13 protein-coding genes and 1 pseudogene are annotated in these 13,184 nt (G+C 66.7%); 6 read left to right on the plus strand and 8 right to left on the minus strand.

What is annotated here, in order from left to right; all coding sequences use genetic code 11:
* Nucleotides 1–120 precede the first annotated feature (120 nt).
* Nucleotides 121–369 (minus strand): annotated as a pseudogene (locus WJT74_RS11260) (S4 domain-containing protein); the annotation flags it as partial.
* The gene (locus WJT74_RS11265) at nt 261–2,804 is read right to left on the minus strand and encodes a helicase-related protein (RefSeq protein WP_343344921.1); all 2,544 of its coding nucleotides are present in this window, start codon (nt 2,802–2,804) and stop codon (nt 261–263) included. The gene WJT74_RS11265 and the pseudogene WJT74_RS11260, both read right to left, overlap by 109 nt.
* Nucleotides 2,805–2,965: 161 nt before the next feature.
* On the opposite strand from WJT74_RS11265, the gene WJT74_RS11270 reads away from it, so the two are divergent.
* The gene (locus tag WJT74_RS11270) at nt 2,966–4,273 is read left to right on the plus strand and encodes a M23 family metallopeptidase (protein WP_343344923.1); all 1,308 of its coding nucleotides are present in this window, start codon (nt 2,966–2,968) and stop codon (nt 4,271–4,273) included.
* On the opposite strand, the gene WJT74_RS11275 is transcribed toward WJT74_RS11270, so the two are convergent.
* The 4 genes from WJT74_RS11275 to WJT74_RS11290 all read right to left on the minus strand — a co-directional run bounded on the left by WJT74_RS11275 (nt 4,270) and on the right by WJT74_RS11290 (nt 8,609).
* Nucleotides 4,270–5,151 carry a sterol desaturase family protein gene (locus tag WJT74_RS11275; protein WP_343344925.1) on the minus strand — a complete coding sequence of 294 codons (882 nt, stop codon included), beginning with the start codon at nt 5,149–5,151 and terminating at the stop codon, nt 4,270–4,272. The genes WJT74_RS11270 and WJT74_RS11275 overlap by 4 nt on opposite strands.
* 31 nt (nt 5,152–5,182) lie before the next feature.
* Complete coding sequence (locus WJT74_RS11280) at nt 5,183–6,865, minus strand: ATP-binding protein (protein WP_343344927.1); 1,683 nt, start codon at nt 6,863–6,865, stop codon at nt 5,183–5,185.
* 83 nt (nt 6,866–6,948) lie between these two features.
* Nucleotides 6,949–7,701 carry a TIGR02186 family protein gene (locus WJT74_RS11285; RefSeq protein ID WP_343344929.1) on the minus strand — a complete coding sequence of 251 codons (753 nt, stop codon included), beginning with the start codon at nt 7,699–7,701 and terminating at the stop codon, nt 6,949–6,951.
* Nucleotides 7,698–8,609, minus strand: a complete 912-nt coding sequence (locus WJT74_RS11290; protein WP_343344931.1) for a sulfite exporter TauE/SafE family protein — start codon at nt 8,607–8,609, stop codon at nt 7,698–7,700. The genes WJT74_RS11285 and WJT74_RS11290 overlap by 4 nt, the downstream gene beginning before the upstream one ends.
* 107 nt (nt 8,610–8,716) lie before the next feature.
* Here WJT74_RS11290 and WJT74_RS11295 point away from each other — a divergent pair, with 107 nt between their 5' ends.
* The 5 genes from WJT74_RS11295 to WJT74_RS11315 all read left to right on the plus strand — a co-directional run bounded on the left by WJT74_RS11295 (nt 8,717) and on the right by WJT74_RS11315 (nt 11,307).
* The gene (locus WJT74_RS11295) at nt 8,717–9,625 is read left to right on the plus strand and encodes an SPFH domain-containing protein (protein ID WP_343344934.1); all 909 of its coding nucleotides are present in this window, start codon (nt 8,717–8,719) and stop codon (nt 9,623–9,625) included.
* Nucleotides 9,626–9,649: 24 nt separating this feature from the next.
* The gene (locus WJT74_RS11300; RefSeq protein ID WP_343344938.1) at nt 9,650–9,847 is read left to right on the plus strand and encodes a toxin-antitoxin system HicB family antitoxin; all 198 of its coding nucleotides are present in this window, start codon (nt 9,650–9,652) and stop codon (nt 9,845–9,847) included.
* A 115-nt stretch (nt 9,848–9,962) separates the two neighbouring features.
* The gene (locus tag WJT74_RS11305; RefSeq protein WP_343344941.1) at nt 9,963–10,121 is read left to right on the plus strand and encodes a hypothetical protein; all 159 of its coding nucleotides are present in this window, start codon (nt 9,963–9,965) and stop codon (nt 10,119–10,121) included.
* Nucleotides 10,118–10,381, plus strand: coding sequence for a hypothetical protein (locus WJT74_RS11310; protein ID WP_343344944.1), 264 nt, complete (start codon nt 10,118–10,120; stop codon nt 10,379–10,381). Before WJT74_RS11305 ends, WJT74_RS11310 begins: the two co-directional genes overlap by 4 nt.
* Nucleotides 10,381–11,307: an alpha/beta hydrolase gene (locus tag WJT74_RS11315; RefSeq protein ID WP_343344946.1), complete on the plus strand. Its 927-nt coding sequence runs from the start codon at nt 10,381–10,383 to the stop codon at nt 11,305–11,307. The genes WJT74_RS11310 and WJT74_RS11315 overlap by 1 nt, the downstream gene beginning before the upstream one ends.
* Before the next feature lie 3 nt (nt 11,308–11,310).
* On the opposite strand, the gene WJT74_RS11320 is transcribed toward WJT74_RS11315, so the two are convergent.
* Together WJT74_RS11320 and WJT74_RS11325 are read right to left on the minus strand one after the other, a co-directional pair.
* Nucleotides 11,311–12,429 (minus strand): isoaspartyl peptidase/L-asparaginase family protein, encoded by a 1,119-nt coding sequence (locus WJT74_RS11320; protein WP_343344947.1) that lies wholly within the window; start codon nt 12,427–12,429, stop codon nt 11,311–11,313.
* A gap of 47 nt (nt 12,430–12,476) precedes the next feature.
* Complete coding sequence (locus WJT74_RS11325; protein ID WP_343344949.1) at nt 12,477–13,142, minus strand: SDR family oxidoreductase; 666 nt, start codon at nt 13,140–13,142, stop codon at nt 12,477–12,479.
* Nucleotides 13,143–13,184: the final 42 nt, after the last annotated feature.

The raw sequence follows: 13,184 nt of genomic DNA on the forward strand, positions 1-13,184 counted from the left end.
TTCATCAAGCGAGCGATAGTGCGCGCGCGCCTCCGCCGGAGGGCCGCGACGGCTCGGGATTTGCAGGATTTCGATCACTCTCACCTCGCCGTGAAGGGGGAAGGTGAGGACCGCGCCGGGGCCGACGGGGCAGGAGGATTTCGTCACGCGCTTGCGATCGCACCGGACGCGGCCTTCGGCCACCAGACGCTGGGCGGCACCACGGGTCTTTACCAGCCGAAGCCGGCAAAGCAGCGTATCGAGCCGGAGCGCGTCGGGGTTCAGCGCTTCAGATCCTTGAGCGCATCGGCGAAGGCGTTGCCCGGGCGGGGCGCCTGCGCGCGTCGCTTCTGCGGGGGGCGGCGCTTCTTCTTGACCCGGCCGCGCCATTCATAGCCCGCCTTGCCGGGAACGAAGCCGACATCGTTCATCAGCCGGGCGACATCCTTGTCGTCGAGGCCGAGCGAAGTGGCGAGGGCCACGTCGAGCGGATCGCCCCCCGCGCCCTTGGCTTTCATGGCGTGGGCGGCGAGGCGGTCGGCCATGTCGATGCGCAACCATTTGTCGCGCACGCGGCGAAAGGCGAGCCGCGCACCGGCGGGATCGACATCGCCCGAGAGTAGCGCGGCCCCCGCAACGGGAAGCGTGGGGAGCGGTTTGCCTTCGCGGACCGCGAACAGGACGCCGCGCCATTCCTGCGCGCCGGGTTTCAGCAGCGTCGCGATATAGACGTCGAGCGGCCCGAGGCGGACGCGCAACTTATGCAGTTGCGACCGGTCCGGCTTGTCGAGGCCGGAAATGGCGCTGGCAAGGCTCTTGCGCGGCAGGACGCCGCCCGCATCGGCGAGCATGGCGGCGAGCGCGCGGACGGCGCCGGGCATCTTGGCGTCGGTGGCGGCCTCGGCCAGCTGGCGGAGTGGGCCGAGATGGCGTTCGATCTGTCGGTCGACCCATGTCTCCAGCCGGGCACGGAGCGCGGCACGTTGGGGTGCGGAAAGGCGGTCGAGCGCGCGGACCGTGCGGACGGCGGGTTCGGTAAGCGAGCGGCCGGGCGCGAGCTTGGCGAGCATGACGCCGTCCCACGCAACCCCGATGCGCTCGCCGTCCTCCATCAGCGCGAAGGCCGTGTCGGGCGCATCGATGAGCGCCTGCGCGCGGCGGGAGAGCTCCTCGCCCAACCGGCGTTCGGCGGCGGCGAGGAGGAGGCGTTTCTCGCCCGCTTTGGCAGTGGGATCGACGATGAAATCGAAGCCCGCGAGATGACCGATGGGTTCGGGGCCGACCATCACCTCGCCCTCGGCCGACACGGTCACGGGCAGCGCATCGGCGCCTTTCGCCCCGATGTCGCGGACGAGCATGCTGGTGCGCCGATCCACGAACCGCTGGGTCAGGGCGAGGTGGAGCGCGTCGGACAGGCGGGCCTCGACCTCGCGCGTGCGTTCGGCCCATCGGGCGGGATTGGCGAGCCAGTCGCTGCGCTGCGCGATATAGGCCCAGCTGCGGATTCCCGCGAGCCGGTCGGCCAGTGTCTCGATATCGCCCTGCACCCGGTCGAGGCGAGTGACCTCCGCATTGAACCAGTCCTGGCTGATATGCCCGCCCTCGCCGATGTAGCTGTAGATGCGGCGGACCATGCGGGCGTGGTGGTGGGGGCCGACTTTGCGGAAATCGGGGAGACCGCAGCAGGACCAGAGCCGCCGCACGCATTCGCCCGTGCGGCCCGAGATCGAGGGATCCTCGGCGAGCTGTTTCAGCACGGCGAGGTCGATCGACAGCGGCGCGGAGCGGAGCATCCCCTCGTCGGGCTTGATCTCGAGGCTGGCGATCAGGCTCGGCACATCGTCGAAGTCGAGGTCGGCATTGCGCCAGTACATGTTGTCGAGCGGGCGGAAATGATGCCCCTCGATGGCGTGGATTTCCTCTTCGGAGAAATCGGGCGCGTCTTCTCCGCCCAATGACAGGGTGCCGAAGGTCCCGTCGGTCTGGTGACGGCCCGCGCGACCCGCGATCTGCGCCATTTCAGGGATATGGAGGCGGCGGCTGCGGCGACCGTCGAACTTGCTGAGGCCCGCGAAGGCGACATGCTTCACGTCCATATTGAGCCCCATGCCGATGGCGTCGGTGGCGACCAGATAGTCGACTTCGCCGCGCTGGAAGAGCTCGACCTGCGCGTTGCGGGTGGCGGGGGAGAGGGCGCCCATGACGACGGCGGCGCCGCCCTTGAAGCGGCGCAGCATCTCGGCGAGCGCGTAGACCTGTTCGGCGGAGAAGGCGACGACGGCACTGCGGGCGGGAAGGCGAGCGAGCTTGCAGCTGCCGCCGTAGGAGAGGGTCGAGAAGCGGGGACGGGTAACGATCTCGGCTTCGGGCAGGAGTTCGCGGACGATCGGGCGCAGGGTTTCGGAGCCGAGGATGAGCGTTTCCTCGCGGCCGCGCGCGTGGAGCATCCTGTCGGTGAAGACATGGCCGCGTTCGGGATCGATCCCCAGCTGCGCCTCGTCGATGGCGGCGAAGGCGAAATCGCGGGGAAGGTCGCCGGGATCGCCCGGCGGCGCTTCGGCATTCGGGATCGGCATCGATTCCGCTGTGCACAGGACGTAGCGCGCCTGCGGCGGCACGATCCGCTCCTCACCGGTGACGAGCGCGACCGATTTCTCGCCCTTCAGCTTGACCACGCGGTCGTAGACTTCGCGCGCGAGCAGACGCAGCGGGAAGCCGATGACGCCCGAGGAATGGGCGCACATCCGCTCGATCGCCAAGTGGGTCTTGCCGGTGTTGGTGGGCCCGAGGATGGCCCGGACGATGCCGCTGTCGGAGCGGGTCATGGAATGGATGTTAGGGCACGCGAGCAGGGATGCAAGGGTGTCGTGATGACGCCACGCGGCTGCCATCCCACTGACATTTACCCTTTTTAACCATTTTACGCTATCCAAGGCACAAGAGAGGCGCGACAGAGTCGCGCGAGACCGGGACGGGCGGAAGACGGATGCAGTTCGCGAAGAGCAGGACGGGGGTGTTGGCGGGCGGCGCGGCCGTGGCGCTGGCGATCGCCGTGGTGCCGGCGGCGCGCGCCCTGGCAGGCGGCGAGACGCTCGCCGACGGGTCCGATTTCGCGGCCGAGCTGGCGGCGGCGGGCGTATCGAGCGCTGCGACCGGGGCGACCTCGGGACGGCGCATGGCCGCGGACGACAGCGTGTCGCGCCTGACCCATGTGCCCGAACGCATGTTCCGCGAACTGGTCGCGACGGTCGGCGAGGCCGGCGGTCTGGAAAAGAGCCTGGCGCGTGCGGGCGTGTCGCACGGCGATGCCAAGGTCGCGGCGGCGGCGGTCCGCTCGGCGAGCGGCGAGAACGTGCCGGCGGGAACGCGGGTGAGCATCCGGCTGGGTCAGGCGGGCGCCAACGGGACGCGGCCGCTCGAATCGCTGCGGCTGAAGGCGCGGTTCGACCTGATGGTCGGATTGACGCGGGGCGCGGACGGCTTTGCGGTCAAGCGCCAGCCGATCGCGGTCGAGGCCAAGCCGCTGCGCATCAAGGGGCGCGCGGGGAGCGGGCTCTATTGGGCGATGCGTGGCGCCGGGGTCGGCAGCCGCGCGGCGCAGGATTATCTCAAGGCGATTTCGAAGAATGTCGACGTGGGCGACGTGACGCCCGACGACCTGTTCGATCTCGTCATCGAACATCGGCGCAGCGCGGCCGGCGAGGAAGTGGCGGGGGACCTTCTCTACGCCTCGCTCGACCGGCAGGGCGGTGATGACGTGACGCTCATGAACTGGGCCAGCGGCGGCAAGACGCGCTGGCTCGACGCGGCAGCTCTGGACGGAAAGGCCGAGGGCCTGATCTGGCCGGTCGCGGCGCGCATCTCCTCGAGCTTCGGGATGCGGCGTCACCCGATCCTGCGCTACGCGCGGATGCATTCCGGAATCGATTTCGCGGCGGGTCACGGCACGCCGATCCAGGCCGCGGCCGACGGCGTCGTCAGCCGCGCGGGCTGGGGCGGCGGATACGGCAAGATCGTCCGGCTCGGCCACGACGACGGGCTCGAGACGCGCTATGCGCACATGTCGAACATCGCGGTCGCACCGGGGCAGCGCGTCGTGCAGGGACAGGTTATCGGCTATGTCGGTTCGACCGGCCTGTCGACCGGTGCGCACCTGCATTACGAAGTGCGGCGCAGCGGCAGGGCCATCGATCCGCACGGCGTGAAGATGGTGCGTCGCCCCGTGCTGGCCCCCGCCGAGATGGCGCGGTTCGAGGCACGGTTGAAGGCATTCCGGGAATTGCCGACCGGCTAGGCCGGTTCGACCGTCACCACTGCTTCTTCGGAAAATTCGTAGAGATCGCCGCGCGCGGAAGCCTGCGCCCTCGCCTTTGCCGCAGGATGCAGCGGCTTGCCCGGCAGGCGGTTCCACCAATAGGTGAAGGGCGCGAACCACCAGTCGGCGAACCGGGGTTCGGGGAAATCGGCCACGCCGACGGGCGGGCGATAGTTCGCATCGTGCCAGTAGACGGTGCCGAACAGCACGTCCCAGACGGTGAACATGGCGCTGAAATTCTTGTCGAAATGCTCCTCTTCCATCGAGTGATGGACGCGGTGGAAGCCGGGTCCGACGATGAGATATTTGAGCGGGCCCATGTCGAAGGTGACGTTGGAATGGGTGAAGCCGTCGTGCAGCTTCTTCAGCGCCAGCACCCACCAGATCGCCGCTTCGGGCTGCTCCACGAACGCGAGCGGGAAGGCGACGATCACGAGGTTGAAGAGCGGCGCGGTCCAGTGATTATGGTTGTTGATCGCTGAAAGGTAGCGCGGTGCATGGTGCGGCGCGTGAAAGGGCCAGAGATAGTAGCTGTGCGCGATGCGGTGCGCCCAGTAGGCGATGAAGTCCTTCCACAGCAGGACGACGACGACCACCGCCGCGCCCCCGACGAACCCGAAGGGATCGACGACCGGCGCGATGCCCAGATTCTGGAAGAGATCGACGAAGATCTTGCCCGCGATGACGAAGCTGGCGAGCTGGACGAACTGGAAGGGAAGGCCCTTCAGGCGAGTCGCCATCGACACGTCCTCGCGCCCGAACTTCATTTCGAGAACGGTCAGCGGCAGCAGCACGAGCAGGATGGCCAGCCCGGGACGGAAGATGTCGCCTAGAAGAGTGGTGGCTGCCTCGATCATGCGATCATGTCTGAAGGAAGAGGGTTAAGACTTACTTGCCGTGCCCGCGCCAGCGTTTGACGACACGACCGATGATCCCTTCCTCGTCGCCGACGTCGCGCCACATTTCGGCGAAACTGGGGTCGGACGAGGCAGGGCGCTTTTCGGCTTCGAGCGTGTCGAAGCTGACACGGATCGGAATGTTCACGCCTTCGCCGCAGACGATGACCTCGCGGTTGCGAAGCGCCGGAATGGCGTCGAGGAAACCGCGCGCGCCTTCGGGCATCGCGGCGCGCACCATGTCCTGGTCGCGCTCGTTGTTGAGACGCATCGAAAGGATCGTGCCGCACTGCGACAGCACACCTTCGGCGAGATCGGACGGGCGCTGGGTGATGAGACCGAGCGAGACGCCGTATTTACGGCCTTCCTTGGCGATCCGTTCGAGGATGCGGCGGACGGACTGGCCCCGGCCCGAACTGTCGTCCTTGGGCACGTAACGGTGCGCTTCCTCGCAGACGAGCAGCAGCGGGCGCAGCGCCTCGGTCCGCGACCAGATGGCATAGTCGAAGACCATGCGCGCGAGCACGCTGACCACCGTCGAGGTGACTTCGGACGGAACGCCCGAGACGTCGATGATGCTGATCGGGCGGCCGTTGGCGGGCAGTCGGAACATCTTGGCGATGAACTGGTGCATCGTGTCCGACACCATCATGCCCGAGAACATGAAGGTGAAACGCGGGTCGGAGCGCAGCTCGTCGAGCTTGTTCTTGATGCGCTTGTAGGGGGTCGCTTCGCCCGCGCGATCGAGATTGCCCATTTCCGCGACGATGATCTGGTTGAGGTCGGTCAGCAGATAGGGGATCGGGCTGTCGACGGTGACCTTGCCATATTCGGCGGCCATCTTGTTGCGGCTGCGCGCCTCGAGGAGGCACTTGGCGAGAATGTCCTCGTCGCGCTGCCGCTCGGCCCCGTCAGAAGTGAGGAGCACTTCGCAATGTTCCTCGAAGTTCATCAGCCAGTAGGGCAGCTGGAGATTGTCGACGTTGAAGATCTCGCCGTGGTTCTTGAACGCGGCCGAATATTCGCCGTGAGGATCGATCATCACGATATGACCCTCGGGGCTGAGTTGCGAAATCCGGTGCAGAATCAGCGCGACCGAGGTCGACTTGCCCGTGCCCGTCGATCCGAGAATGGCGAAATGCTTGCCGAGCATCGGGTCGATGTAGAGCGCGCCGCGGATGTCGTCGGTCGGATAGACCGTGCCGATCTCGATATGCGGGCGGCTGTCGGCGGCAAAGACGCTCTTGAGGTCGGCGGTGGTGACGGGGAAGACTTCGGCGCCCGGAATGGGGAAGCGGGTGACGCCGCGCTTGAAGCTCGACAGGCGGCCGCTTTCCTCGCGCTTGCCCTCGCCGAGGAAGTCGACCTTGGCGATCACATTGTTCTTCTCGCCCGCGCGCATCTCGCGCACGTTGGCGATCAGCCAGTTCTTGCCCTGCGCCATCTTGACCTGGCTGCCGACCTGTCCCGACAGCCGCAGCGCGGGATCGTCTTCCTCGGCGAGCTGGTGGAGGCGTTCAATCTCGATGGTGATCGACGAGCCCGAACCCGCAATCTCGGTCACGTGCCCGATCGGGGCGGAAACGAAGGGCGTCGCATCACCCGTGGGCGTGTCGCCGTCGGCGTAGGTCTTCAGTTCCGACAGGAAGGCGTTGAGGTTCGGTTGGTCGGTCATTCCGTCGGCTCGCTCTCGCATTAGGGATTCGTTGGCCGTCGCTTATTGCAAGAGACGGTAAACTTTCCCTTTAAGCCGATGCTTCAGGTGCGACGGGCGAAGACGAAGGCCGCGAACGCGCCGAGACCGAGCGAGACGAGCACCGCGACGAGACCGTACCACCCCTGGCGCCGTTCGGCCGCGAGCGCCACAAACCGTTCGAACCCGGTCTTCCCGATGGCGACGTCGCGGGTGGCGACCGCGAGAATGCGGCCGTCGGCGATGAGGAAGGTTTCGGCGGTATAATCCCCGACGGGCACGCGGCTCGGGATGGCGATCCGCGCGCGGTAGAGCACGCCGTCGGTGACGTCGACGCCGTCGGGATATTCGGCATAGAGCTGCCGTTCGCGCATGAGATCGATGAAGCCCGTTTCGATCCGGCGCTCGGTCTGCGCTTCCTGGCCGGGGCCGGGCGACAGCTGGAGATTGGCGAGACCGAGCTCGTAGATGGCGGCGGTGCGTTCATCGACGAGGTCGTCGAGCGGTGCGCTGCTGGCGACGGCGTAGAAACCGGGCGCGGAGCGGAAGAGGTGCGAATCGGCATTGACCCAGACGCCCGCGACGCGCCGCTTCTCGCGCACGAGGATACTGTCGGCGGGACCGCGCAGGACGACTGCGATGTCGGCCCCGCCTTCGGGCATCGCGTCAGGATAGATGATCGCGCCGAACAGGAGCAGTTCCTCGCCCGTGAAACTGGTCTGGATCTGGACCTGGCGCGAGGACACGTCGGGCACGAGCACCGGCGCGGCGCCGACCGCCGCGACCCAGACAAGGGCAAGGGCCAGCAGGCGAATCACAGGATCGTGACCGTGAAAATGTCGTCGGGGCGATAGGTGAGCCCCAGCAGCATCCGCGCCGCGACCGCGAGAATGATGACCGCCAGCGCGAGGCGCAGCAGGTCGGGTTTCACCTTGTGCGCGATCAGCACACCATATTGCGCGCCGACGACGCTGCCGAACAGCAGCAGGATCGCGAGGACGATGTCGACCGCCTGCGTCGTCAGGGCGTGGACGAGGGTGGTGAAGGCGCTGACCGCGAGGATCATCACGAGGCTGGTTCCGACGACGACCCGCGCCGCCATCCCCAGCACGTAAATCATCGCCGGGATCACGATGAATCCGCCGCCTACGCCGAGCAGGACGGTCAGGATCCCCGCGCCCAGACCCACGAGCGCAGGCGCGATCGGCGAGATGTAGAGCCCCGACGCGTAGAAGCGCCAGCGCAGCGGCAGCGCTGCGATCCAGCGATGGTGACGCCTGCGCGGCCCCTTGCGCTTCGGCGGGTCGACCCACCCCAGCGCCACAACCGCATCGCGGAGCATGAGGCCGCCGATCCCGCCCAGCAGCAGGACGTAGAGAAAGCCGATGACGAGGTCGAACTGGCCCGACGCCTGCAGCAGGCGGAACAGCCCGACACCGATGAGGCTGCCCATGATCCCGCCAACGATCATCACCCCCGCCATCGGGAAGTCGATCCCGCCCCGGCGCATGTGCGCGGCCGCGCCCGATACGCTGGTGCCGGTGACCTGGGTGGTGGCGCTGGCGACCGCCACGGTCGGCGGCACGCCATAGAAGATCAGCAAGGGGGTGGTGAGGAAGCCGCCGCCGACCCCGAACAACCCCGACAGGACACCGACCAGCCCGCCCAGCGCCACGATGATGAGCGCGTTGACCGCCATTTCGGCGATGGGGAGGTAGATATCCATGGCACCTCCAGCCCTAGCCTTGTGGCGGAGCGAATTGAAGCGGCCTCGGTCGATCTTGACCTTCGTATCAGTCCGATATAAAAGTGATATCAGAAAAAAGGAGGAGCATGATGGTGGAAGTGGTGGAAGGCAGGTTGATCGCCAGCGACGAGCGGTCGGCATCGACGATGACGGGCTATCCGGTGCTGCTGGTGCTGCTCGCGCTGGTCGCGGCGGAGGTGTGGGCAGTATTGAGCGCGGTGCGCGCGGACGATCCGGGCGTCCTGTCGATCGTCGGCATCATCCTCGTGCCGCTCCTGTTCATCTTCGTCAGCGTCGGTTTCTACATGCTGCAGCCCAACCAAGCGGCGGTCATCACGTTGTTCGGCACCTACAAGGGGACCGACAGGACCGACGGGCTGCGCTGGGTGTGGCCGTGGCTGGGCAAGCAGAAGGTGTCGGTACGCGCCAACAACTTCATCTCCGACCGCATCAAGGTGAACGACAGCCGCGGCAATCCGATCGAGATGGCGGCGCAGGTCGTCTGGCGCGTGGTCGATACTGCGCAGGCGGTGTTCGACGTCGACGACTACAAGGAATTCGTCCGCGTCCAGGTGGAGGTGGCGATCCGCACGGTCGCGAGCCGCCACCCCTATGACGATTTCGACACCGACGACATCACGTTGCGCGGGCATCTGGAAGAAGTTGGTATCGAACTGCTGCGGGAGGTGCGCGAACGGCTGCGGGTCGCGGGGATCACCGTTGACGAATGCGGGTTCACCCACCTTGCCTACGCGCAGGAAATCGCTTCGGCGATGCTGCGGCGACAGCAGGCGCAGGCGGTGGTCGCGGCGCGCCAGACATTGGTCGAAGGCGCGGTCGGAATGGTCGAGCAGGCGCTGGCCGATCTGTCGAAGCGCCAAGTGGTCGAACTGGACGACGAGCGGCGCGCGGCGATGGTGTCGAACCTCATGGTGGTGCTGTGCGGCGAACGTGACACTCAACCCGTCGTCAACGCCGGCAGCCTGTACAGCTAGGGAAGAGGGCGACGCCCCGCCGCGATGGCGAACAAGCGAAAAGCCTTTCCCCTGCGGCTCGATCCCGCGCTCTACGCGGCGATCGAGCGACTGGCGGCGACGGAACTGCGCTCGGCCAATGCCGAGATCGAGATCCTGCTGCGCGAGGCGCTGAAGGAACGCGGCGTGAAGCTCGATCCGCCGAAGCCCGTGAAGCGCGGAAGGCCCCCGAAAAAGGACTGAGGAGAACGAGGATGACCGAAGACCGGAAGATCGAATGGCGCTGGACGCCGCTGCTGCTGTCGTGGGGGATCGCGGCCACCGCGCTGGCGATCCTGCTACGAACCGGAGCGATCCCTTGAGCCACAAGAGCGACCGGCCAGAGACCGGAGTAGACGATCATTTCCGACCCTACGAGGGCATCCTGCCCGGCATTTGGCTCTACGCCATTGCGGGCGCCTGCCTGATGGTTCTGATCGGCGGCACCATGTTCGTGGCATTGGGAGGGTTCGAATGAGCGGCAAGCACCACGACGGCTGGTTCTATGCCAAGCGGTTCGGCTTCGGGTCGGGGCCGCCGAGCAGTTGGCAGGGCTGGGTCGCGATGGCGCTGTATTTCGCCGGCATCGGGTTGGCGGCCCTGTTGCTGTTGCCGGAACGGGAAACGGTCTTCGTCGCGATCACCGTTTCGCTTACGCTCATCTTCATGTGGGTAGCATGGGCCAAGACGCCCGGCGGCTGGCAATGGCGATGGGGCAAGGACAAGGATACGTGGTGATGATCGAGGTTGTGATGGCGATGATGCTGGCGGCGCAGGAGCCCGAGGAAGTGACGGTTGCGGGACCGGACGGGCCGTTGGCGGGAACGCTGAGCGGCCCCGCCGAGGGACCGGCGATGGTGCTGATCCCCGGATCGGGTCCGACGGATCGTGACGGCGACAATATGCTGGCGCTCAAGGGAAAGGTGTTCGTGCAGCTTGCCGACGCGCTGAACCGGCAGGGGATCGCGGTCCTGCGCTACGACAAGCGCGGGATGTTCGGGTCTGCCGCGGCCATCGCCAACGGCAACGACGTGACGCTCGACGCCTACGCCGATGATGCGCGCGCCTTCGTCGACCTGTTGCGCGATCGGGGGAGGGACTGCGTCTGGCTGGCAGGCCATTCGGAGGGCGGCGTCGTGGCGCTGACCGAGGCGGCGCGCAATCCCGAGGGTTTGTGCGGCGTCCTGCTGCTGGCGACGCCCGGTCGGCCGTTGCTCAACGTCATCGAAAGCCAGCTGGACGGCCAGATCCCCGAGGCGTGGATGGAGCTGACGGTCGCCGGACTTGATGCACTGCGGGCCGGGGAGACGTTCGATGTGGAGACGCTGCCGGCGCCGCTCCGACCGATGTTCAATCCGTCGATACAGCCTTATCTGATCGACCTCGGCGCTGCCGATCCGGCCGCGCTGGCGGGACGGGTGGCGGTGCCGATGCTGATCGTGTCGCTGGGAGAGGACGTGCAGGTCATGGAGGCCGATGCCGACGCGCTGAGCGCTGGACAGCCGGGCGCGACGAGGGTCGACATTCCGGGCGTGAACCATGCCTTCAAGCCGGTGCGCCAAGGGGCGACGCGCATGGAGAATATCGCGACCTATGCCGACGCGGACCTGACGATCGACCCTGCCGTCGCGACGGCCATCGCGGCGTTCATCAAGGCGGAGTAGGCCTTACTCCTCGTCGCCGTAGATGGCGACGGTGCGGCCATCGGCGCTGGTGGCGCTGCCGCGGTACATCCCGGGAGTGTCGAAGCTCCACCCGGGGGTACCGTCGGGCGCGAGATAGATGATCCCGCCGGAACCGCCGAGCTCGCCGACCTTGCGGATGATACGGTTGCCGCTCAGTCTCGAAATCTCGGCAGGTGTGGCGGGCTCAAAGCTTTCGTAGACGATACCAGCGTCGCTATCTTCGCGCTGTCGCAGCAGTTCAAAACGACGCGCCGCGTCTTGCGCCGAGTGGAAATTCAGTCCGACCTGACTGCAATGCGCGGCCGCTACATTCAGGCGAATAAAATATTCCCCAGTCCCGGTCGCCGACACGCCGCACAGATCGTTCGCATACGTCCCCGCCCCGATGATCGGGCTGTCGCCGATGCGGCCCCAGCGCTTGCCGGTCATGCCGCCCGTCGAGGTGCCCGCGGAGATGACGCCGTTCACGTCCATTGCGACCGCGCCGACGGTGCCGAACTTGTAATCGACCTCCAACTGCTCGGAATTGGCACCGCGCATCGCGTTTTCCTTGAAACGGGTCAGCGCGTCGTAGCGCTCCTGCGTGTAGAAATAGTCGGGATCGACCTGCTCGATGCCCTGCTCGCTCGCGAATGTATCGGCGCCCTCGCCCGAGAGCAGGACGTGCGGGCTCTGCTCCATGACCGCGCGGGCGGCGAGGATGGGGTTCTTTGTCGTCGACAGGCCAGCGACCGCGCCCGCCTCCAGCGTATCGCCGCGCATGATCGAGGAATCGAGGCTGTTGGTGCCTTCCCAGGTGAAGACCGCACCGCGCCCCGCGTTGAAGTTAGGATCGTCCTCCAGAACCATGATCGCCGCCTGGATGGCGTCGAGGCTCGATCCGCCTGCCGCCAGGATCTCGCTGCCCGCGACGAGCGCTTCGTCGAGCTTGGCGCGGATTTCCGCGTCCTTTTCCGGGGTCATGCTCTCGCGCCGGATCGTGCCCGCACCGCCGTGGATGACGAGGCTCCATCGAGGTTCGGCCTCCTGCGCGCGGGCCGTCGATGGGGCGGTGGCAGGGAGGGCGATGAGCGCGGCGAGCGCAAGGGCAAAGCGGGTCATGCCCCGCAGCCTAGCGCGCCCGCCGCCGAATACCAGTCGGGGAAATGCTACCAGGGAATGTCGGCACCGTCGTAGGCGACGAAACGGCCCGTATTGTCGACGCTGGTCTCGTCGATCCGCTGGCGCAGACCGGTGGCGCTCGTCTGCGTGTCGATATTGGCATTCTCGCCGCCCATGTCGGTCTTCACCCAGCCGGGGTGGAGCATCACGACGCTGATGCCGTCCGACTTCATGTCGTTGGCGAGGCTTTTCCACGCGGCGTTCACCGCCGCCTTGGAGCTGCGATAGGGGATCGAGCCTCCCGACCCGTTGTCGGCGATCGATCCCATCTTGGAGGTGACCACCGCCATCTTCTTCTGCTCCGACCCGGCGACCCTGTCCTTCAACCGCTGCGCCAGGATCGTCGGGGCGACGGCATTGATCTCGAGGACGTCCAGCCAACCGTCGCGTTCGACCTCGCGCGGGCCGTAGATGCCGGCATTGTTGAGAAAGACGTCGATCGTCTGGTCGCCCAGTTCGTCGACGAACCGATCGACCTCGCCCGCGTCCTTCACGTCGAGGCGGTGAGCGCGGACATTGTCCAGCTTGTTGAGGTCGGCGATGTCCAGTTGGTCGCGGGCGGTGGCGATGACGTCCCAGCCGTCGCGGCTATATTGTTCGGCAAGTTCGCGGCCGATGCCTCGGCTGGCGCCGGTGATCAGGATGGTGGGCATGATTCTGTTCTCCCCGAATGGATGGTTCGTGGGGATAACGCG

This window comes from Sphingomicrobium sp. XHP0239 (genome assembly GCF_039555325.1).
Taxonomy (GTDB): domain Bacteria; phylum Pseudomonadota; class Alphaproteobacteria; order Sphingomonadales; family Sphingomonadaceae; genus Sphingomicrobium; species Sphingomicrobium maritimum.

Bases quoted from the DNA above. Each gene is read 5' to 3' on its own strand.
- WJT74_RS11265 (WP_343344921.1), bottom strand. From the start codon at position 2,804: ATGACCCGCTCCGACAGCGGCATCGTCCGGGCCATCCTCGGGCCCACC.
- WJT74_RS11270 (WP_343344923.1), top strand. From the start codon at position 2,966: ATGCAGTTCGCGAAGAGCAGGACGGGGGTGTTGGCGGGCGGCGCGGCC.
- WJT74_RS11275 (WP_343344925.1), bottom strand. From the start codon at position 5,151: ATGATCGAGGCAGCCACCACTCTTCTAGGCGACATCTTCCGTCCCGGG.
- WJT74_RS11280 (WP_343344927.1), bottom strand. From the start codon at position 6,865: ATGACCGACCAACCGAACCTCAACGCCTTCCTGTCGGAACTGAAGACC.
- WJT74_RS11290 (WP_343344931.1), bottom strand. From the start codon at position 8,609: ATGGATATCTACCTCCCCATCGCCGAAATGGCGGTCAACGCGCTCATC.
- WJT74_RS11295 (WP_343344934.1), top strand. From the start codon at position 8,717: ATGATGGTGGAAGTGGTGGAAGGCAGGTTGATCGCCAGCGACGAGCGG.
- WJT74_RS11300 (WP_343344938.1), top strand. From the start codon at position 9,650: ATGGCGAACAAGCGAAAAGCCTTTCCCCTGCGGCTCGATCCCGCGCTC.
- WJT74_RS11310 (WP_343344944.1), top strand. From the start codon at position 10,118: ATGAGCGGCAAGCACCACGACGGCTGGTTCTATGCCAAGCGGTTCGGC.
- WJT74_RS11315 (WP_343344946.1), top strand. From the start codon at position 10,381: ATGATCGAGGTTGTGATGGCGATGATGCTGGCGGCGCAGGAGCCCGAG.
- WJT74_RS11320 (WP_343344947.1), bottom strand. From the start codon at position 12,429: ATGACCCGCTTTGCCCTTGCGCTCGCCGCGCTCATCGCCCTCCCTGCC.
- WJT74_RS11325 (WP_343344949.1), bottom strand. From the start codon at position 13,142: ATGCCCACCATCCTGATCACCGGCGCCAGCCGAGGCATCGGCCGCGAA.